This window comes from Nocardia sp. CA-107356, assembly GCF_050946365.1.
In the GTDB taxonomy this organism is placed as follows: Bacteria; Actinomycetota; Actinomycetes; order Mycobacteriales; family Mycobacteriaceae; genus Nocardia.
The window spans coordinates 1,374,017-1,394,976 of record NZ_CP191992.1; the positions used below are offsets into that span (position 1 = coordinate 1,374,017).

Sequence of the window (20,960 nt, forward strand, 5' to 3'; positions counted from 1 at the left end):
GTTCTCGAAAACTTAGGCTATCCAAACCCGAGGGCGTGATGATCTTCTCAGGAGAACGGGGTATCGCGCAACGGCGACCGATCCCATCCCGAGGCGTCCGGGAAGTTCCGCACCCGAGCCCGGCGCGCATGCACTTCATCGCACCTCGACCAATTGCCCTCGGCGCGCGGCGGGAGCGTAGCGGTCGAGCATCGCGTGCACATCGCGCTCGGTGGCGGCGTCCAGCAGGTCGCGGTCGTTCATCCAGTCGTCGTCGAAGACGGTATCGAGATACTTCTCGCCGCCGTCGCATACGAGGGTGACCACGGTCGAGCCGGGCGGGAAGTCTTCGAGGCGGGTCAGTGCCGCGTGCACGGAGCCGCCCGCGGAGCCGCCGATCATCAGACCGAGCTTTGCCGCGACCGTGCGGGCGGTGGCGAAGGCCGCGACATCGGAAACCTTGATGCCCTCATCGAGCAGCGAGTAGTCGACGGCGGTGCCGATGGTGGCGCCGGGCGGGGTACCGGTGCCGGACTGCCAGTACGGGCCGCCCGGCCCGCCGAACGCGATCGATCCGACGGGTTCCACGCCGATCACCCGCGGCGTGCAGCCGAGTTGGCGCAACCGGGTCGCGGTGCCGAACAGCGAACCTCCGGTACCCACCGCGGACAGCAGAATATCGACGCGGTCCACGTCCTCCAGCAATTCCTCGGCCACGGCGTAGTAGCCGACCGCATTGGCGTCATTGTTGTGCTGTTCGGTGAAATACGCGTCCGATTGCGCGGCGGCCATCGCCTCGGCCAGGTCCTCCCGCGCCGAGGTGGCCAGGTTGTCGTCACCGTCATCGGCGACGAATACCAATTCCGCACCCATTGCTCGCATCGCGCGCAGCTTGTCCTTACATGCGTGGTGATCGACCACGGCAGTGAAGCGATACCCACGTTCGGCAGCTACTACCGCGAGGCCGAGCCCGGTATTCCCGGATGTCGACTCGATAATATGCCCGCCATCGCGCAGCAAACCTCTGCGCTCGGCATCGTCGACCATCGCTCGCGCCATCCTGATCTTGGCCGCACCCGTCGGATTGAACTGCTCGAGCTTGAGCAGCAGTCGGGTGCCGGTCGCGGTGGTCGCCAGTTCGAACAGCGGGGTGCGTCCGATCAGATCCGTCACGCGCGTGACGAGCGGCATGGAAGTCTCCTCGTTCGGGCCGTAAGGGTGTGGGTAGGAAGGGGTGCCGGACTATCCGGCGTCGAGCGTCCAGCGGAGTCGATCACCGGTGTCGTGCAGGACCACCTTGGGTGGGATCGGCAGTTCGTGAAAGGCCGACTCGTTCGAATCCATTTGGTAACCAGCGGTATTCGGGTAGATCAACAGATCGCCGATCTCGGCCGGCCTCGGCAGCGGGATGCGCCGCCAGCTGAGCATGTCGGATTCCAGACAACTCGCCGCGCCGACGCAGGTCGGGGTGAGCTCGCCGGGGCGCGGCGGCCACAGTATCGGATCGGGCAGGTACTCGCTGTCGAACCACTGCTCGGACAGGCTCAGGCTGGTGCCGTCGACGGTGAGCAGTTGATAGTGGTGACCGTCGACGTGGCGGGTCTTGCTGCCCTGGACCCGGAAGACGGTGGATCCGGCCTGGTCGAGCAATGCTCGGCCGGGCTCGATGGCGAGCCGGATGTCGTTGTCGCGCAACCGCTCTGCCAGTCCGTTGTGCTCCAGGATCGCGGTCAGCATGGCCGCGCCGGGTGCTGGGAAGTGGTAGGGGTAGTACGAGTCGAAGGACTTGTCCGCGTGGAACCATTGCGGGTTTGCGTATTCGGTGAATTCGGACCAAGGCGTGGCCGCGACATAGTCGACGCCGAATCCGCCGCCGATGGAGATGGTGGTGGCCGGATGTCCCAGGGTGCGCGCGTCCAGGCAGCGGGTGACCAGTTCGTCGGCCTGCTCGGCTCGGGCGATCGCATCGTAGCCGGAAAGATGGAAGCTGAAGCCCTGCAGGCGAATCGCTTCGTTACCGACCGTGCCGGAAGCGCCGATCGTCGAGATCGCCTGGTCCAGTTCATCGGCGGTCATGCCGAATCGGCTGGATGATCCGTCGGGCAGCACTCGGAGCAGCACTCTGGCAGCCGCGCCGGGAGTGGCGAATGCGGCCAATCGTTCGAGCTCACCGGGGCTGTCCAGTGCGATCAGTGCACGGTGCCGGACCGCCAGCCACAGCAGGTCATCGGTTTTGGCGGGCCCGGTCACCATCAGCTCGTCGCCACGAATGCCGTGCGACAGCGCGGCCTGTAGCTCGCCGGTGCTCGAAACATCAACACCCGCACCATGTTCGGCGCAGGCGCGGGTGACGCAAGCCGCCTTGTTCGCCTTCTTGCCGTAGTAGATTGCGCCATCCACCCCGGCCCGCTCGAACGCGCGCCGGAATCCGCCGATATTCAACGCGACTCGTGCCGGATACATGACATGGAACGGCCCGCCGATCGCAAAGGCGATATCGCCGAGCAGATTCGGATCGGCGCGTAACCGGCGCTCCCAATCGTCGGTGTGCGCGGGCAGCGGCGCCGCGCAGATGCTCAGCAGCGCCCGCACCGTCGCCAGCACGGCCGGATCGGCGGATCCCGTTGTTTGCGTGGGGTGGTCGCCCAGCTCGACCTTGTCGCGGGTCGAGCCGTCGTCGAACAGCAGCGTGCCGTCGGGTTCGGCGGTGCCGGGGGCACGCACCAACTTGTCGAACCCGACGGCGCTGATGTCTAGTCCCACAGGGGCACCTCCGTGCCGCGGCCCTCGGCGATGGCCCGTTCGGCGAGCGCATGCGCGACGGCGATATCGGTGAGTACCAACCCGCTGTTGTAGACGAAGATCCGTTCGTCGTCGGAGCGGCGGGCGATCGCGCGGCGGGTGAGGATCTGCGGCAACTCGGCGTCGACCGGTCGGAGCCTGCCGTCGGGGCCGACCATATCGGTGCCGGTCAGTGCCATTTGCTCAGCGCTCGTTGCGATTACACGATCGGCGTCGATCAGCGTGGACGGCGCCAAGCCGTAGCCGACGAGTACGACAGTCGAACCCGGTGCGAGATCCTCGGATTCGATCGTGACCTCGGTGCCGGGCCCCGCGGTGGCCAGTACCACATCGGCGGCGCCAGCGGCCGCGCGCGGATCCTCGACGATCTCCAGCAGCGCGTGCGGGTTATATGCGGCGAGGTAATCGCGCACCGCGGCCAGGCCCTCCGGATGCGTGCCATAGAGCATCAGCTTGCGCAGCTGCGGATTGGCGGCGAGCAAGTGCGGCAGAGCATTTCGGCCCTGGGTGCCGGTGCCGATCAGCAGCACGCTCTCCGCGCCACGGCGTGCGGTCTCGCGGACGAGCAGCGCCGAGACCGCCGGGGTGCGCAGCGCACCGACCCTGGCGCAGTCCATCATCGCGATCGGTGCGCCGGTGCTGTCGTCGTAGAGCGTGATGGTCGTGTAGTAGCGCTTGGTGCTGCGGTCGTGGCCGGGATCGAATTTGTAGGAGGTCTTCATCGCGACCACGCGGCGGCGGCCGTCGCGGCCGAGCATGGCATAGGCCACCGACCAGCCGTCCGGATTCGCCACGCTGAGTTTGCGCGGATTGTCCGAATCGCCCGCGGCGAAGGCCAGATACGCATCCTCCACCGCGCGCACCACATCGGCCGGCGTGATGGGCACGTCCGCGAGGTCGCGGCGGCTCAGCACGCGCAGTGGTGTGCTCCGGTCACGAGTGCTCAACGGTTCCTCGATCATGTTGTGTCGTATCCAGCCTCACTCCGGTCCGAGCGGTAGCCCGGGCCGGTATACCGTCGATCGCGAGCGGATTGCCTACCGCCCGGAAAGGGGCGACGATCCGTTGCCCATAACCATTTTCGTCGGCCTCCGCGGCTCGCCGACGTCGTTCGGGCAGGCGGACATTGACGCGCTTGAGCCAGCGGTCGGTGCCGTCGTAGCGTGCGGTGAACGGTACCCGGCCGTGCACCGCGACGTCATTGTCCACCAGTAGGAGTTCGCCAGGGGTGAGCACGGCGGTTACACAGACGCGGTCGAGCTCTGCGGCGAGGCGCGCGTACGCCACCCGGAATTCCGCGTCGGCTGCGTCGAGCGGGGTGTATGCCGGATCGTAGCGCAACGTCAAATCTGCTGTGTCACCGTCTGATTCGGCGTTCCACAGGGTCGGTAGCGGGGCGGCGGAATAGCGCTCGTGGCCAGTGCCGTAGGAGACGTCGGGCAGGATCGGCAGGGTCGGCGCGCGCAGCAGTAGGCGCTCGTCCTCGGAGAGGTCGGTCCGGCGCACCGAGGACACGGTGGTGCCGACATTGTCCGGGTTGCGCAGGCATCCCAGCATCAGCAGGTTGGCCCGGTCCGGGTGGAATGCGTCCTCGGTATGCGGGCTGAGCAGGGTTTTACTGCTCGCGCCCGACTGTTCGTGTTCGTGGCCGGGGGAGGGCACGATGTTATTGACCAGGCGCCCGCCCTGCTGGCCCTGCCAGCCGAACGGTTCACCCGCGCTACGGGCGAGCAGCAGCATGACGATATCGAGTTCGAACGAATTCGCGCGCCGCTCGACTTCACCACTCCAGCGGGCCGCCTCGACCCAACTCGGCGGGGTCGGGCCGAATTCCGCATCGGTCAAAGGCAGTTTGCCGACGATGGTGGCACCCGCCGTGGTGGCGGGCGGGCGTATGGCGACGCGCACCGCATCGGGCAACTCGCCGACGCGGGCATCGATTTGCTCGAGCAATGCCGGATCGGTCAGCGTGCGCGCGACATCGGCCGTGCCATCGGGCCGTGAGTCGAGTGTGATACAGATCTCGCGGGCGAGGGCACGTACCGCATATCCGGCGGCGGCCGGCAGCTCGCGGCGTTCGATTTCCAGTGGGTGAAGCGTCTTACGTTCGGAGAGAACGCCTTTCACCAGGGATCCCTTCTTCGCATCGGGTCGAAAAGTGGGGTTGTGACGATTCGATCTGCGAAGCTAGTGCCTCTGGATGACTTAAGCAAGCCTTACCTAAGCGAGTCAGGAAAAATAGCGAATACGCATGACCGAGATTAAGGCGCAGTGTTGCCGGTTGCGGCTAATTCGCGGCATCAATCTCGGGGTGGTGCTCGAGTGTTGCGGCGGGGCAAAGTTCCACGGGCCGAACTCTCTTAGGCTAGCCTGTCCTAGCTCGATTGGCTAGGTTTGCGATCGCGCGCGGGTAACTCGAAGGCTCGAGGAAGGCAGCACCATGGAATGGAATCGACGACAACTCCTGCGCTCGGGACTGGGTGTCGGCGCGGTGCTGTTGGTCGCCGCGTGCTCGGACGGCGGCGATTCTGGCGGGCCCGCGCGTCGCGGCGGCACCCTGCGGGTCGGTGCACTCGGCAGCGCGGCGCGGATCGAACGCGATCCGCACGCGAATCTCAGCAATGACAGCGACTTCCTTATCACCTCGCTGGTATACGACGCGCTCACGGTACCCGGCGCGAACCCGAATGTTGCTGCGCGCCTTTCCAGTCGGTGGGAATCCGATGCGCAGCGCCGCCGCTGGACCTTCACCATCGCCGACGGCGCGACCTTCCATGACCGAACCCCGGTGACCTCCGAGGATGTGGTGTGGTCGCTGCGCAGGCTGCGCACCGTGGGCGGTGCGTCGAAAATGCCTGCCGCCGTTGAGGACATCACCGCGGACGGCCCGAACCGGGTGGTGATCGTGCTGCCGGAGCCGAATTCCCAACTGCCGCTTTTGGTTCGGCTGATGACCTTTACCGTGAAGAAGGACACCACCGATTTCACCAAGGCCATCGGCACCGGCCCGTTCCGGCTGGAGTCCTACCAGGGCGGCAATGCTCGGCTGGTGCGCAACGAGCACTGGTACGGTCCGGCACCGCTGCTGGATGCGATCGAGATCACCATGTTCGACAGCGTGACCGCGCTGGGAAATGCGGTGCTCGGCGGGCAGATCGATCTGGCTTCCAATGTCGGTGCGATCGCGGGACGTACCGCCGCCGGGCGCGGTGACCTGCGGGTGGTGCGGCGAGCGAACGACACTATGGTCGGAGTCGCTATGCGGACCTCCGACGGGCCGTTCGCCGATGCCCGGGTGCGCGAGGCGGTTCGGCTGGGCGTCGATCGCAAGGCCTTGGTCAATCAGGTGCATTCGGGTTATGGCACGGTCGCGAACGATATCCTCGGTAGCGGGGATCCGTTGTACGACAACACCATCGCCCAGCGGACCCGCGATGTGGACCGAGCGAAGACGCTGCTGCGAGACGCTGGATTCGATACCGGTCGCACCTACCAACTGCTCACCAAGGCCGAGGCGCCGGGTGAGGTCGAATCGGCGAAGGTGATCGCCACGCAGCTGGCCGATATCGGCCTGCGGCTCGATGTCGTGACACAGGAGCCGAACACCTTCTACGACGAGACCTGGTTGAAGGCGCCCCTGTACACGGTCTCCTGGGGTACCAATGATTCCGCGCTCTTCTTTGCGACCAAGCTGATGTCATCGGGTTCCAATCGCAACGAAACCGGCTTCAAGGACGCCGAATTCGATGCAGCGACTGCTAAAGCCTTGGCCACGCCCAGTGATTCGGAGTACGCGGCGGCCTGCCGTGACGTGCAGCGGATCGAGTACGCGCGCGGCGGCTACCTGGTCTGGGGGATGGCCGACGGTATCGACATCGCCGCGTCCCGGGTGCGCGATGTGCCGACGCTCGGCGGCTTCGCCAGGGTGCAGTTGGAACGAGCCTGGCTCGCGGAGTGATGTCCTTCGCCCGACTCCTGATCCGGCGCGTCATCCTGCTGATCGCGCTGCTGGCAACGGTGTTCGTGGCCGTCGATTTACTGCCGGGGAGTGCGGCTGGGGCTGTGCTCGGCCGCGACGCCACCCCGGAGCGGATCGCGGCGAAGGAACACGAACTCGGACTGGATCGTCCGCTGCCCGTGCGCTTCGTCGAATGGCTATCCGGTGTGGCGACCGGCGATTTCGGCCGCACGGCGCGTGGTCGATCGATCAATGAGTTACTGGCCGATAAGTTTCCGCCGACGCTGCTGCTCGGTGGGATCGCCTTCTTGGTGACGGTGGTTGCGTCGCTGCTGCTCGGCGGCTGGTGGGCGGCACGGCGGGGTGCGTCGACGCGGTTGCTGCAACCGACGACCACCGCGGCCGCGGCGATTCCGGAGTTCGTCATCGCGACGTTGTTGATCCTGGTGTTCTCGTTGGGCACCGGATGGCTGCCAGCGGTCACCATTACCGGCCGCTCGGGCTTTCCGGCCAGCCCCGATATGCTGGTGCTGCCGGTGCTCGCACTGGCGATACCGCAGATCGGCTGGAACACCCGCGTGGTGCGCGCCGCATTGCTGGATGCGGCTCGCGCACCCCATGTGGAAAGTGCCGCGCTGGACGGACTTTCGACCACCACGGTGTTGACCCGGCATGTACTGCCCTTCGCGCTGCCGACGATAGTGGCGAGTTTCGCGACCACGGTCGGGATGCTGCTCGGTGGTGCGCTGGTCGTCGAGACCATCTTCAACTATCCGGGACTCGGTGCGGTGCTGGCGAGTTCGGTGGCCGATCGGGATACCTCGCTGATCGCCGCGGTGGTCGCGCTGACCGGCGTGGTCGTCATGGCGATGTTGGCGGCGGCGGATGGTATTCGGGCATGGGCATTGCGAGGGCGGATATGACGAAACTTCGGTTGCTCACTGTGGCGCCCGCGCTGCTGGTGGTGGTTGCGGCCGCGCTCGGGCCGACCTTGGCGACTCGGCCTGCCGAGGAGGCGGTCGGCATTCCGTTCGCCGGCCCCGATGCGGATGCCCGGCTGGGTACGGATCGACTCGGGCGCGATGTCCTCGCCCAATTGCTTTATGGCGGTTGGGGTCTGTTGTTGCTCGCCGCGGTGATCGCGGTCGCGGTGACGGCACTGTCCTGCGTGCTCGGCGCGGTCGCGGCGCTGCGTCCTCGCGTCGGTGCGGTGATCGAAGGTATCGCCGACTTCGCGATCCTGCTCCCGGCCGTACTCGGCATCCTGCTGGTACTGACAGCATGGCCGGATGCGGGCGTCTACGGCTTGATCGTGGTTGCCCTGCTCTTCGGCATCCCGTACTGCGCAAGGGTTTTCGCGGCCGCTGCGGCAGGCATCGCCGCCAGCGGTTATGTCGAGGCCGCCCAAGCCAGCGGTGAATCCCTGCCGCACTTGGTATTCCGCGAGGTGATCCCGAATCTGCGCGAAGTGTTGGCCGCCCAGCTGGGCCTGCGCTTTGTCGAGGGCATCTACGTGGTCAGCACCGCTTCGTTCCTGCAACTGCCGACCACGCTCGGTGCGAGCAACTGGGCGGTCATGGTCCGCGAGAATGCCTCGGGCATGCTCCTGAACCCCTGGTCGGTGCTGGCCCCGAGCCTGGCGATCGCGGTAGTCGCGGTCAGCGTGAACGTCGCGGTGACGAGCTTCGAACACCGACGGCCGGGCGGGTCTCGACGATGGGCCGTGCGGCGCCCGCGCGAAGAAGATGTCGCACCGCAGGCCGATGCGCTGGAGGGACGAGGATGAGCGATCCAGTGGTTGTCGACGCGCTGACCGTGCGTGGCTCGAATGGGCAGGAGTTGGTCGGGCCCAGCACATTTCGTATCGCCGCAGGGACAGTCACCGCTTTGACCGGTCCCTCCGGATCGGGCAAGACCACATTGATGCGTGCCCTGCTCGGGCACCTGCCGACCGGAGCGATCCGATCCTCGGGCTCGGCCACCGTCGCCGGGAACGATGTCTTCTCGCTGAATCGCGCTGCACTGCAACGGTTCCGACGCGAGAACGTGGCCTATGTCGGACAGGATCCCGGCTCCGCGCTCAACCCGTTGATGCGGGTGCGCACCCTGCTCAGCGAGGTGCGCCATCCGACTGCCGTGGTGTCCGAAACCCTGGAACTCGTCGGTCTTTCCGCCGAACACCTGCGCCGCCGCCCCGGTGAGCTCTCCGGCGGCCAGCAGCGCCGAGTCGCGCTCGCCCGCGCCCTTGTCCGCGGTACCGGGGTCCTCATCCTCGATGAACCGCTCGCCGGTCTGCACGGGTCCCTGCGCACCGAAATCGCCCGCCTCCTGGCCGATACCGCCGCCGACCGCGCGGCGGCCATCCTGCTCTCCGGACACGATACGGCGACCATCCAGGCGATCGCCGATAACGTGATCGAACTCGGCGTTGGCCGCACCCGCATCGCTCGCGTCGATGGTCCGATCCGTTCGGGAGCGTCGAAGTCGCTGCCGCCGAACGGGTTCGGTGCCGAGTCGGCGGCATCGTCTCGATCCGATGGCGCCACGGTTCGGCGGGGTGCTATCGAGGTACTGGAGCGTGGCGATGCGGTAGCACCGGGGCCCGCGGACATTCGGGAACCTTTGCTGCGCGCGCGGGATATCGGCGCATCGATCGACGGGCAAGAGGTGCTGGCCGGTATCGATCTCGTCCTGTCGGGCGGCTCGGCGCTCGCGGTTGTCGGGGCTTCCGGGGCGGGTAAGACCACGCTCGCTCGGGTGATTGCCGGTCTGCACCATGCGGCGACCGGCTCGCTGGAACTCGGCGGTGCGCCGATTCCGATCGGTCCTCGCCGACGAACTCATCACGGCCGCAATGGCATTCAGCTCGTGACGCAGAATCCGCGGTCCGCGCTCAATCCGCGTCGGACCGTCGCGCAGACGCTCGGCCGCCCGCTGCGCCGCATCGGCGGGGTGCCGAAACGACAGCTGATGCAACGCATTACCGATCTCCTCGACTCCGTTGATCTCGCACCGGAACTCGCCGCCCGCTACCCGCACGAACTCTCCGGCGGCCAACGCCAGCGCGTGGCTCTGGCCAGGGCGCTCGCGGCCGAGCCGGCCGTGCTGGTCTGCGACGAGATCACCTCCGCCCTCGACCACAACACCGCCGTCGCCATCATGACGCTGCTCGACCGCATCCGCGCCGACCATGACACCGGCCTACTCGTCATCACCCACGACATGACTCTGGTCACCGGCCACTGCTCCCACGTCGTCGTCCTCGACCACGGCCGCATCGTCGAATCAGGTACGGCGACAACGGTTCTCGCCACCCCGGCGCACACCGCAACGCTCGAACTCCTCGGCTAGGTTCCGCCCGCGGCATCGCACAGCGTGTGCGTGATGCGCGGTAGGTATGCGAGGACAAAAGCCGACCCCGCTACCCGCGATCTGCTCGGTAGTCTCGGATGACAGAGCGCGTGACTGTGGACATGCGCCGTCGGAGGGGGAGGGCTACATGACGCTCGGCGTGCCGCCACGCGTGCATCACGGGGGTGGCTCCTCGGATCTGGATCATGGAGGGGTGCTCGCGAAGCTGACCGGCGTGTTGGCCGCCGCGCTGGTGACCCTTGTACTCGCCGGATGCGGCGCCGAACGCACGCTGCCGCCTATTCCTGATGGCATCCCGCCCGGTCCCGGTACGCCGCTGCCGCTGATCGACCTGGATGGCCCCGGCCGCACCGCCGTCCAGTTGCGCGACTGGGCCGACGAGCAATCGGACAAACTCGGCATTCCGAACGTCGCGCTGGAGGCGTACGGCTATGCCGCGGCGATTATGAGCAGGTCCCGGCCCGATTGCGGGATCGCTTGGACCACCATCGCGGGGATCGCCAGCGTGGAGAGTAAACATGGCACCCATCGCGGTTCGAAGGTCGACGCGGACGGCACCGTGCGCCCGCCGATCATCGGCATCCCGCTGGACGGTTCGCCGGGCGTCGCCCTGGTCAAGGACACCGACGGCGGCAAGCTCGACGGCGACGCGGACTACGACAGGGCCCTCGGCCCACTGCAATTCATTCCGGAAACCTGGAAGCGCTGGGGCGTCGACGCGAACGGCGACGGCATAGCCGACCCGCAGAACATCGATGACGCCGCACTCACCGCGGCCCGTTACCTGTGCGCGAGCGGCGGTGACCTGACCTCCGAGCGCGGATGGCAGCAAGCCCTGTTGACCTATAACCAATCCACCGCGTATCTGCTGACCGTCCGCGATCGCGCCGCCGCGTACAGCGTCGGACGCCGGGCGTGATCGCGCTTTGGCGGAAACGACGGGTGCTCCCAGCGACAGCATCACGGGATTCGTCGGAGTGCCGGTTACTACGCAGTCCGCGAGGACGCTAGGCTCGCAGGCGCACGGCTCTTCCCGTCAGACCTACCGTGCCAGCAGCCGAAGGAGTGTCGTTTTCGTGGCCATCATCGAACAGGTCGGAGCTCGCGAGATCCTGGATTCTCGCGGAAACCCCACTGTCGAGGTCGAGATCGCCCTCGACGACGGCACCTTGACCCGGGCCGCCGTGCCCTCGGGTGCCTCTACCGGCGAGCACGAGGCCGTCGAACTGCGTGACGGCGGTGAGCGCTATGGCGGTAAGGGTGTGCGCAAGGCCGTCGAGGGTGTCCTCGACGAGATCGCGCCCGCCGTCATCGGACTCGACGCGGTCGAGCAGCGCACCGTCGACCAGGTCCTGCTGGATCTGGACGGCACTCCGGACAAGTCTCGCCTCGGCGCCAACGCCCTGCTCGGTGTGTCACTCGCCGTGGCCCGCGCCGCCGCCGAATCCTCGGGCCTCGAGCTGTTCCGCTACCTGGGTGGCCCGAACGCGCATGTGCTGCCGGTGCCGATGATGAACATCCTCAACGGCGGCGCGCACGCGGACAGCGGCGTCGATGTCCAGGAGTTCATGGTCGCCCCGATCGGCGCGCCGACCTTCAAGGAATCGCTGCGCTGGGGCGCCGAGGTGTACCACGCGCTCAAGTCGGTGCTGAAGGCCAAGGGCCTGTCCACCGGACTTGGTGACGAGGGCGGCTTCGCGCCGTCCGTCGCAGGCACCAAGGAGGCCCTCGACCTGATCGGCGTCGCCATCGCGAAGACCGGTCTGAAGCTGGGCACCGATGTCGCGCTCGCGCTCGATGTCGCTGCGACCGAGTTCTACACCGCGGGCAGCGGTTACAAATTCGAGGGCAGCGTGCGCTCGGCCGCCGAGATGTCGCAGTTCTATGCAGAACTCCTCACCGCCTACCCGCTGGTCTCCATCGAGGACCCGCTGTCGGAGGACGACTGGGACGGCTGGGTCGCGCTGACCGATCAGATCGGCGACAAGGTGCAGCTCGTCGGTGACGACCTGTTCGTCACCAACCCGGAGCGCCTGGAGGAGGGCATCACCAAGGGCGCGGCCAACGCGCTGCTGGTGAAGGTCAACCAGATCGGCACGCTCACCGAGACTTTGGACGCCGTCGAGCTCGCGCACCGCAACGGCTACAAGACGATGATGAGCCACCGGTCCGGCGAGACCGAGGACACCACCATCGCCGACCTCGCCGTCGCCGTCGGCAGCGGCCAGATCAAGACCGGTGCTCCGGCGCGCAGCGAGCGCGTCGCCAAGTTCAACCAGTTGCTGCGTATCGAGGACGCGCTCGGCGATTCCGCACGGTACGCGGGCGACGTCGCGTTCCCGCGGTTCGCGTTCGAGGGCTAGTCGATCGGGATAGCGCTATGACAGAGCGACGTGCGCGCGGATCCAGTCCGGCCGGACGCGGGACCCGCCGCACGTCGCGCTCTGCCAGATCGCGCCCGGCCGCCGAATCTCCGGCGGCCGCGCCGAAGCGGACGACCCGCAGGCGGTCCGAATCCGCCGAGAAGAAGGCCGAGCCGCGGCAGATAAAGCCGCGCGCCGCCGAACACGATCGCACCATTCTCGGGCTCTCGACCGGCAAGGCGGTCATCCTGGCCATCGTGGTGTGCGCCCTGGCGCTGACCCTGGCTGTGCCGCTGCGCACCTACTTCACCCAGCGCGCCGAGGCCGCGCACCTCGCGCAGGAGCGCATCGAACTCGAAGCCGATCTCGCCAAGCTGCGGGATCGCCGTGCACAGCAACAGGATCCGGCCTACGTCCGCTCCGAGGCCAGGGACCGGTTGCGGCTGGTCATGCCCGGCGAGACGCCCTACATCGTGCAGGTGCCCGGTATCGAGGCACCCGCGCCACCCGCTGCGCCGACCCAGTCGAAGGCCCCCGAGCCCTGGTACACCGAACTGTGGCGCAGTATCTCCCAACCGCAGCAGGCCCCGGCGCCGCCAGCGGCCGCATCGGCCGAGCCGCCTGCCGCACCGCCGCCAGCACCGGAAGGACCGAGGTGACCGCACCGACCGACCGCGATCTCGAGATCATCGCCGAGCAGCTCGGGCGCGAACCGCGTGGCGTACTCGCCGTCGCCTACCGCACCCCGGACGGGCTGCCCGCGGTGGTGAAGACCGCGCCGCGGCTGCCCGACGGCACCCCCTTCCCGACCCTGTACTACCTGACCGATCCGCGGCTCACCGCCGAGGCCAGTCGTCAGGAGTCCGCGGGTGTCATGCGGGAAATGACCGAACGCTTGGCCACCGACTCGGAATTGGCCGCCGCCTACCGCGCCGCACACGAGAGCTATCTGGCCGAACGCAATGACATCGAATCGCTCGGCACCGATTTCACCGGTGGCGGGATGCCGGAGCGGGTGAAATGCTTGCATGTGCTGATCGCGCATTCGCTGGCCAAGGGCCCTGGCGTCAATCCGTTCGGCGATGAAGCGGTGGCTATGGCAGCCGACCATGGCTTGCGTGGCACTGCGATTCCGGCCGACTGGCCGAAGTACGAACCGCCCCGCGCACCAGCCGACGGGCAGTGATATGAGCTCGGCGCTCGACATGATCACGGGCGCTGGAACGAATCTGCGCGTTGTGACCAGTGTGCGCGGCGATGAGTGCGGAGGCTGGGACCGGCGTGGGCGCCGCGATAACGATGCGCGCTGCTGTGGGCGCGGTGGAAATGGGCCGGGGGCTGAAATGAGCGGAGCGGAACATGAGTGATCGGGTAGCGGCAGTCGACTGCGGGACGAATTCGATCCGACTATTGATCGCCGATGTGCTCGGCGACGGCCGACTGGCGGATGTGCACCGCGAGATGCGCATCGTCCGGCTCGGTCAGGGTGTGGACGCGACCGGTTCGCTGGCCCCGGAGGCTATCGAGCGCACCAGGATCGCCCTCGCCGACTATGTCGCGATGATGCGGGAGGCGGGCGTCAGCCGGGTGCGGATGGTCGCCACGTCGGCCACCCGCGATGCCGCGAACCGCGAGGACTTCTTCGCCATGGCCCGTGCCGAACTCGGCACTGTGGTGCTCGGCGCCGAGGCCGAGGTGATCACCGGTGACGAGGAGGCGCGGCTGTCGTTCACCGGTGCCGTCGGCGAATTGGCCAGCGACGCGGGGCCTTTCGTCGTCGTCGATCTGGGTGGCGGTTCCACCGAACTGGTCGTCGGCGATAGCGACGGCGTGCGAGCCGCGTTCTCCGCCGATATCGGCTGCGTCCGCATTACCGAACGGTGCCTGCCCGGTAATCCGCCGACCGCCGAACAAGTCGCCGCCGCACGGGAATTCGCCACCGAACGACTATCCGAGGCCTTCGCCGAGGTGCCTGTCGACGGTGCGCACACCTGGGTCGGCGTTGCCGGCACCATGACCACGCTCGCTGCCGTCGCCCTCGATCTGCCCGAATACGATTCGGAGCGGGTCCATCTCACCAGCCTGACCCTGGACCAGGTCCGCGAGGTCTGCGATCGCCTGATCGGCATGAGTCACGACGAGCGTGCCGCCCTCGGCCCCATGCATCCGGGCCGTGTCGATGTGATCGGCGGCGGCGCCGTGATCACCGAGGTGCTCGCCTACGAATTGTCCCGTCGCGCGGATATTTCCGCCCTCATCGTCAGCGAACACGACATTCTCGACGGCATCGCCCTTTCCATCGCCTGAGGTGTTATCGCGACCCGTGCGGGTCGATCGAATTCATCGCCGCACCCGCGGGCAGATCTGGGCCGGGCCGTTGCCCGTGCATCCGGTGGTGCTGCCTTTCTCGGCCCGGTCGGAAGTGGCCGTTCACTCCACCTCGTCCGGCGTTGCCGCCCAGGTATTGCATGACGAAGTCGAGGCGGTGCGGTAGCCGGTTTCGACCCAGCGCCTGCTGTTCGCGCCGGTGCCGTGAGCCGGGTCCTCCGCGACATCGGATTGGATGTCGATCAGTTCGGCGGCCGTGCTGGGCGTCATCATGCCGCCCGATCGCGCCGCCGCCAGCATCACCCCGGCCAAGCACTGGGCCTGTAGTTCGATGCGTCGGCTGAGTTCCAGTCCGAGCGGTGACCGCTCGCCCGCGGTATCGATGTCCCGGTCGGCCGTGCGCAGGATGCCGGTGGAGGACTGCAGGTGGTGTCCGTATTCGTGCATCACCACGAACAGCAGGTAGTGCTCGAGCAGCGAACCCCAGCCCTGATGGATCGGATCGTCGGCGGGCCAGTACACGCGGCCGCCGCAATAGAAGGCGGCATCGGTCGGCCGGACCTGTTTCGAGCAGCCGGATGTCACGCTGTCCACCACGACGAGGTCGAGCGGCGCGACGGCCATACCGGCGGAATGCAACGTCGAGTCCCAGACCTCAGCCAAGCAGTTCAGCGCGGTCTGCACGAACTGTCGCTGGCCGGACGCGCTCATCTCGACCGGCGGCAGCTCACACCGCAGCGGTGCCAGCCGCAGATCGGCGTGCAGGGTATTGGCCGTGAGCGGGGGCTCCTGCGCCGCCTCGACGACGAGATCGGCTTGTTCGGCGTCCACCGCGGATACCCGCGCGCACCCGGTCCCGAGCAGCGATACCAGCGTGGCGATCACGGTGAGGAGCAGCGCCGCGGGCGCGCTCGAGCACTTCATCAGGTTCCCCCGTCCAGCTAACAAACGAGGGTTCCCCGTCCAGCGAGGCGCACTTTACCGGGAAGTCCCGGCGGCTTCTCGTCGAGCGTTGTCGGGAATGAGCTAGGTCACCGATCGGCCGGACCGACGATTATTCGATATTGCCTAGAATTCGCTAGATTGGCTCCGTGGTCGGATTATTACACGATGTTCGGGGTGGGCGACGGTTTGCTCCGAAAGCATCGCAGCGGTATGCGAAGGCATCGGGCGTGAGCAGGAAAACTTTGTTCGGGATGCCGGAAGTTCTCTGCCTATATGGAATGGTCTGAGCATGTCCGACGCAGCAATGGTGGAGCAACCGATTAGGGAGCGAACGCTGTTCGGTCACCCCATCGGGTTGACCAATCTCTTCGGCGTCGAACTCTGGGAACGGTTCTCGTTCTACGGAATGCTCACCATCCTCGGGTACTACCTCTACTACTCGACGACCGAAGGTGGACTCGGCCTGTCGCAGAGCACCGGGGTCGGGATCGTCGGCGCATACGGCGGGCTGGTGTATCTGTCCACGGTGCTCGGCGGGTGGATCGCCGACCGGCTGATCGGCATGGAGCGCACCGTCTTCTACGGCGGCGTCGTGGTGGTGGCCGGACATATCGCGCTGGCGATCCTGCCGGGACTGACCGGTGTCGGAGTCGGGTTGGTCTTGGTGGCGCTCGGGAGCGGCGGACTGAAGGCCAATGCGTCCTCGCTGCTCGGCACCCTCTACCGGCCGGGTGATCCGCGCTTCGACGGCGGGTTCACGCTGTTCTATCTCGGCATCAACCTCGGCGCGTTCACCGGACCGCTGCTGACCGGTTTGCTGCAACGGCATTGGGGCTTCCACTACGGCTTCGGCGCGGCCGCGATCGGTATGACGGTCGGGCTCACGCAGTACGTGGTATTCCGACGCAACCTCGGCACGGCGGGTAGGCATGTACCCAATCCGCTGCCGCGTACGGCCATCGGGCCGATCGCCACGATCGTGGCCGGTGCGGCCATCGTGGTCGCGCTGGCACTGGTCAGCGGGCTGGTGAACCTGGACAACCTCTCCGAGGTCACCACCGGTGTCATCATCACGGCCTCGCTCGCCTATTTCGTGATCATGCTGACCAGCGCCAAGGTGACCCCGATCGAGCGCAGTCGGGTCCGCGCGTTCATCCCGCTGTTCATCGCGAACGCGGTTTTCTGGTCGCTGTTCCAGCAGATCTTCACCGTGCTCGCGGTCTACTCCGATGAGCGGATGCGCTGGAGCATCTTCGGCTGGACCGCGCCGTCGAACTGGATCGGCTCGGTCGAGCCGGTATGGATCATCTGCCTGTCGCCGCTGTTCGCGCTGATGTGGACCAAACTCGGCAATCGCGCGCCGAGCACACCGCGCAAATTCGCCCTCGGCGTCATCGGTATGGGCCTGGCGTTCTGGTTGTTCGTGCTGTTCTCGGGCAGTAGCGGTAAATCCGTACCGGCACTCGCGGTACTGCTCATCATGGGTGGTTTCGCGGTTTCGGAGCTGCTGCTCTCACCGATCGGCCTCTCGGTCACTACCCAGCTGGCGCCCGAGGCGTTCCGTGCGCAGATGATGGCGCTGTACTTCTTCTCTGTTGGTATCGGCACGTCGATGTCCGGTACCTTGGCGCGGTTCTATGACGCGGAACACGAATTCGCCTACTTCGGCATCACCGGAGCAGTGGCGATCTGTGCAGGTCTGATTGTCGTCGCACTCACACCATGGGTGAGCCGACACATGGCTGGTGTGCATTAACAAGATCGGCGGAGAACCCGTCGTCGACAGCAAGGAGAAAGTGTGGCGACCCCAGGAACTCGATGGGGCGGTTTGTTCCGCACCAAATCGGTCGAACGGTCCATCCGCGACACCGACGAACCCGATTCGAAACTGCGCAAAGACCTGACCGCCTGGGATCTCACCATCTTCGGTGTCGCGGTGGTCGTCGGTGCTGGCATCTTCACGCTCACCGCGCGAACCGCGGGCAATGTCGCCGGGCCTTCGGTCTCCCTCGCCTTCGTCTTCGCCGCCATCGCCTGCGGGTTGACCGCGCTGTGCTACGCCGAATTCGCCTCGACCGTGCCGGTGGCGGGCAGCGCGTACACCTACTCCTATGCCACCTTCGGTGAGCTCGTCGCGTGGATCATCGGCTGGGACCTGATCCTGGAGTTCGCGCTCGCGGTGTCGGTAGTCGCCAAGGGGTGGTCGCAGTACCTCGGTGAGGTGATGGGGTCGCATTCGCCGATCCTGCATCTGGGTCCGATCGACTTCGATTGGGGCGCGGTGCTGCTCATCACGGTCCTCGGTGTGCTGCTTGCGGTCGGCACCAAGGTGTCCTCGCGGGTTTCTGCGGTGGCCGTCGCCATCAAGTTGAGCGTCATCGTGGTGGTGCTCGTCGTCGGCGCCACCTACTTCGACAAGTCGAACCTGACGCCCTACATTCCGCCGTCGCAGCCGGGCGCGGAGGGGGAGGGGCTGCACCAGTCGCTGTTCTCCTACTTCACCGGCGCCGGTCACAGCACGTTCGGCTGGTACGGCCTGCTCGCCGCGGCCAGTCTGGTGTTCTTCGCGTTCATCGGTTTCGACGTCGTCGCGACCGCCGCGGAGGAGACCAAGAATCCGCAGCGCGCGGTGCCCCGCGGGATCCTCGGCTCGCTGGTCATCGTCACCATTCTCTATGTCGCCGTATCCCTGATCCTGACCGGAATGGTGCCCTACACCGCGCTGGCGGGCGATCATGCGACGCTGGCAACGGCTTTCGCGCAGCACGGCGCCACCTGGACGAAGAACATCATCTCCATCGGCGCGCTCGCCGGACTCACCACGGTCGTCATGGTCATGTTCCTCGGGCAGACCCGCGTGCTGTTCGCGATGTCGCGCGACGGACTGTTGCCGCGCCGCTTGGCCCACACCGGCAAAAGCGGCACTCCGGTCCGGCTCACCATCGTCGTCGGGGTCGTCTGCTCCCTGCTTGCCGGATTCGTGGACTTCGGCACGCTCGAAGAAATGGTCAATATCGGCACTCTCTTCGCCTTCGTGCTGGTCTCCATCGGCGTGCTGATCCTGCGCCGCACCCGCCCTGAACTGCCGCGCGGCTTCCGCGTCCCACTGGTCCCGCTGATCCCGATCCTGGCCGTCCTGGCCTGCCTCTGGCTGATGCTCAACCTCTCGGTCGAAACCTGGCTGCGCTTCGTGATCTGGATGGCAATCGGCCTGGTCGTCTACTTCGCCTATAGCCGCCGACACTCCGTCCTCGGCAACGCCCCCGACCCGGATCCCGCCGACAACACCCCACCGTCCAGCTCGGTCGCCACGCGAGAGTAGCTGTCTCCCAAAGGGTCCGCGCCCCGAGCGGCCGTGGCCACAAGCATCGGTCCGTCCTGCCGCGTGTACTCGGACAACCCCGGATATGCACTCGCCGGTAGCGGGAATTCCGGTACGACAGTACGAGTCGGTACGCTAGCCGGGCGCCCCCATAGCCCAATTGGCAGAGGCAGCAGACTTAAAATCTGCAAAGTGTCGGTTCGAGTCCGACTGGGGGCACGTATTACATCTACACCTGCCGCCTGAACAGGCGCAGGCTTGCCGAGTGCGGGTGAGTTCATCCCGCGCTCAGGACTACTCGATGGCCGGTGCCGCCATCCACCGGCCATGGCGGCACGCGGTGCCCGCATCCGTCTATCCGGCTCCGATTGTCGAATGTCACGGCATGTGACCACTGACAATTCTGACCGGCGTTCACCTGGCCACGAGTCGGTTGAGGGAGGGGGTGGTCAGGGGACCGCCGTGGCCGACGTAGACGGTGGTCGGAGCGTGGCCAGCAATGGTCCGCATGCTGCCGGCGGCGGCGTCGGGGTCGGTCGCGAACATGGGCTGGTGCGCGATGCGGGCTCGCATGAGGCCGCCGGAGAGGGCATCGCCGGCCACAATGCTGTTGTCCGGCAACAGGACACAAACGGAACCAGGGGTGTGGCCGGGCGTGACGAAGGATCGGCCGATGCCGCCGTGCCGGGTCAGGTCTTCGTCGTCATCGAGAATGATGTCGGGTTCGATCGCCGGAATTTCGGCGCCGGCGAGCATGAGTTTCAGAAGTCGGGGCATGACGCTGGTGGGTTGCAGATCGACTCGCCCGCCGCGGCGGAGTCGGTCGGCGTCGTCGCGGTGGATGGCTATTGGTGCGCCGGTGGCTTCGCGCAGTTCCGCGGCCGAACCGGTGTGGTCGGCGTGGTAGTGGGTGAGCACGATGAGGGTGATATCGGTTGGGCGCAGGCCCGCGTCGGAGATCTGCCGCAGCATCGCCGGACCGCGCCCCCGAACGCCGGTGTCGACGATCATTGCCCTGCCCTCGTCGGTGACGAGGAAGGCGGACGAAGCGGTGTTCTCGACGGTGTATACGGTCATTTCTACTCCTGAATTGTGCTGTAGCGCTGATTAGTTCGGTTGATCTGACACGAAGCCCCAGGGTGGTCGGGGCGTGACCGGTGTGGTGCGCAGCCCTGGCAGGCCGCGGCGTCGGATGATGAGTTCGGCGATGACGATGTTGGGCAGCCAGCACAGAAACGGCAGTGGCGTATAGGCCTCGCGCAGGATCGTGGTGAACGGGTCGTCGCCGTGGACGAAGGGAATCTGCGCGAGGATCAGCACGCCGAACCACGACCGCAGCGTGACCGCCGCGTAGGTGAGTGCGAAGTTGCGGATCATCCACGCCTGGTGGTTGGCGAAGTCGCGCTGTCGGACGGCGCGGTAGCCCCGCCACGCCGTCCATCCCCACAGGACGGCGAGTGTGCCGAAGCCGAAGAATCCGTTCAGCCCGACCGAGTTGAACATCGACATGACCAGCGCCGCAACGGATCCGATCGCGACGCTGATCAGGTATGCCCGCCCGATGCCGCGGTGGATGCGCGGTCCTCGCGTGCGCAGCCGAGTGGCGAATTGCCAGGGGCCCAATGCCAGCGCGAGTCCGGCGAAAGTGATGTGCAGGTAGAAGGCCACCTGGATCGGCCACGCCCGGAAGCCGTAGTTGGCTGCGAGCCCGACTTCTCGGTGCGCGAGGGAATCGAGGGTGCCCTGGGCGTACTGGCCGACGAAGTATCCGGCGATCGTCAGCGAGGAAAGGGCGACCCAGGCCCAACTCCACCGCGCGCGTCGCGAGCGTGAATGTTGTTGGTCTTGGATCGGGGGTGCGGTGGAAACCATTGACGCTCCTGATTCTTGG

At 66.7% G+C, this 20,960-nt stretch carries 18 protein-coding genes and 1 tRNA gene; 12 read left to right on the forward strand and 7 right to left on the reverse strand.

Going from position 1 to position 20,960, the window contains the following annotated elements:
* Positions 1–135 precede the first annotated feature (135 nt).
* From ACQP1G_RS06255 to ACQP1G_RS06270, 4 genes are all read right to left on the reverse strand, one after another.
* Positions 136–1,170, reverse strand: a complete 1,035-nt coding sequence (locus ACQP1G_RS06255; protein ID WP_433199251.1) for a PLP-dependent cysteine synthase family protein — start codon at positions 1,168–1,170, stop codon at positions 136–138.
* 51 nt (positions 1,171–1,221) lie between these two features.
* Positions 1,222–2,571 (reverse strand): Y4yA family PLP-dependent enzyme, encoded by a 1,350-nt coding sequence (locus tag ACQP1G_RS06260; protein ID WP_433208222.1) that lies wholly within the window; start codon positions 2,569–2,571, stop codon positions 1,222–1,224.
* A gap of 161 nt (positions 2,572–2,732) precedes the next feature.
* Positions 2,733–3,743 carry an ornithine cyclodeaminase family protein gene (locus tag ACQP1G_RS06265; RefSeq protein WP_433199254.1) on the reverse strand — a complete coding sequence of 337 codons (1,011 nt, stop codon included), beginning with the start codon at positions 3,741–3,743 and terminating at the stop codon, positions 2,733–2,735.
* Entirely contained in the window at positions 3,715–4,908 is a 1,194-nt protein-coding gene (locus tag ACQP1G_RS06270; protein WP_433199257.1) for a TauD/TfdA family dioxygenase, read from the reverse strand. Before ACQP1G_RS06270 ends, ACQP1G_RS06265 begins: the two co-directional genes overlap by 29 nt.
* A gap of 313 nt (positions 4,909–5,221) precedes the next feature.
* Here ACQP1G_RS06270 and ACQP1G_RS06275 point away from each other — a divergent pair, with 313 nt between their 5' ends.
* From ACQP1G_RS06275 to ACQP1G_RS06315, 9 genes are all read left to right on the forward strand, one after another.
* Positions 5,222–6,739, forward strand: coding sequence for an ABC transporter substrate-binding protein (locus tag ACQP1G_RS06275; RefSeq protein WP_433199260.1), 1,518 nt, complete (start codon positions 5,222–5,224; stop codon positions 6,737–6,739).
* Entirely contained in the window at positions 6,739–7,662 is a 924-nt protein-coding gene (locus tag ACQP1G_RS06280) for an ABC transporter permease (RefSeq protein WP_433199263.1), read from the forward strand. Before ACQP1G_RS06275 ends, ACQP1G_RS06280 begins: the two co-directional genes overlap by 1 nt.
* Positions 7,638–8,525, forward strand: a complete 888-nt coding sequence (locus ACQP1G_RS06285) for an ABC transporter permease subunit (RefSeq protein ID WP_433199266.1) — start codon at positions 7,638–7,640, stop codon at positions 8,523–8,525. Before ACQP1G_RS06280 ends, ACQP1G_RS06285 begins: the two co-directional genes overlap by 25 nt.
* Positions 8,522–10,090 carry an ABC transporter ATP-binding protein gene (locus ACQP1G_RS06290; protein WP_433199269.1) on the forward strand — a complete coding sequence of 523 codons (1,569 nt, stop codon included), beginning with the start codon at positions 8,522–8,524 and terminating at the stop codon, positions 10,088–10,090. The genes ACQP1G_RS06285 and ACQP1G_RS06290 overlap by 4 nt, the downstream gene beginning before the upstream one ends.
* A 148-nt stretch (positions 10,091–10,238) precedes the next feature.
* The gene (locus ACQP1G_RS06295) at positions 10,239–11,030 is read left to right on the forward strand and encodes a lytic transglycosylase domain-containing protein (protein WP_433199272.1); all 792 of its coding nucleotides are present in this window, start codon (positions 10,239–10,241) and stop codon (positions 11,028–11,030) included.
* A 157-nt stretch (positions 11,031–11,187) separates the two neighbouring features.
* Positions 11,188–12,474: a phosphopyruvate hydratase gene (eno, locus tag ACQP1G_RS06300; protein ID WP_433199275.1), complete on the forward strand. Its 1,287-nt coding sequence runs from the start codon at positions 11,188–11,190 to the stop codon at positions 12,472–12,474.
* Between the two features lie 17 nt (positions 12,475–12,491).
* Entirely contained in the window at positions 12,492–13,133 is a 642-nt protein-coding gene (locus ACQP1G_RS06305; protein WP_433199278.1) for an FtsB family cell division protein, read from the forward strand.
* Positions 13,130–13,660 carry a DUF501 domain-containing protein gene (locus tag ACQP1G_RS06310; protein WP_433199281.1) on the forward strand — a complete coding sequence of 177 codons (531 nt, stop codon included), beginning with the start codon at positions 13,130–13,132 and terminating at the stop codon, positions 13,658–13,660. The genes ACQP1G_RS06305 and ACQP1G_RS06310 overlap by 4 nt, the downstream gene beginning before the upstream one ends.
* Before the next feature lie 173 nt (positions 13,661–13,833).
* Positions 13,834–14,781 carry an exopolyphosphatase gene (locus ACQP1G_RS06315; RefSeq protein WP_433199284.1) on the forward strand — a complete coding sequence of 316 codons (948 nt, stop codon included), beginning with the start codon at positions 13,834–13,836 and terminating at the stop codon, positions 14,779–14,781.
* Between the two features lie 123 nt (positions 14,782–14,904).
* Here the strand turns inward: ACQP1G_RS06315 and ACQP1G_RS06320 are convergent, their stop codons facing one another.
* A complete protein-coding gene (locus tag ACQP1G_RS06320; protein WP_433199287.1) occupies positions 14,905–15,726 on the reverse strand; it encodes a neutral zinc metallopeptidase in 822 nt (273 codons plus the stop codon).
* 310 nt (positions 15,727–16,036) lie between these two features.
* On the opposite strand from ACQP1G_RS06320, the gene ACQP1G_RS06325 reads away from it, so the two are divergent.
* The 3 genes from ACQP1G_RS06325 (at position 16,037) to ACQP1G_RS06335 (ending at position 19,288) form a co-directional block, all read left to right on the forward strand.
* Complete coding sequence (locus tag ACQP1G_RS06325) at positions 16,037–17,503, forward strand: peptide MFS transporter (protein ID WP_433199290.1); 1,467 nt, start codon at positions 16,037–16,039, stop codon at positions 17,501–17,503.
* Between the two features lie 42 nt (positions 17,504–17,545).
* A complete protein-coding gene (locus ACQP1G_RS06330) occupies positions 17,546–19,069 on the forward strand; it encodes an amino acid permease (protein ID WP_433199293.1) in 1,524 nt (507 codons plus the stop codon).
* Between the two features lie 145 nt (positions 19,070–19,214).
* A tRNA-Leu gene (locus ACQP1G_RS06335) sits at positions 19,215–19,288 on the forward strand.
* Between the two features lie 195 nt (positions 19,289–19,483).
* Here the strand turns inward: ACQP1G_RS06335 and ACQP1G_RS06340 are convergent.
* Positions 19,484–20,146: an MBL fold metallo-hydrolase gene (locus ACQP1G_RS06340; RefSeq protein ID WP_433199296.1), complete on the reverse strand. Its 663-nt coding sequence runs from the start codon at positions 20,144–20,146 to the stop codon at positions 19,484–19,486.
* Between the two features lie 30 nt (positions 20,147–20,176).
* Positions 20,177–20,941 (reverse strand): DUF2306 domain-containing protein, encoded by a 765-nt coding sequence (locus ACQP1G_RS06345; RefSeq protein WP_433199299.1) that lies wholly within the window; start codon positions 20,939–20,941, stop codon positions 20,177–20,179.
* Positions 20,942–20,960 lie beyond the last annotated feature (19 nt).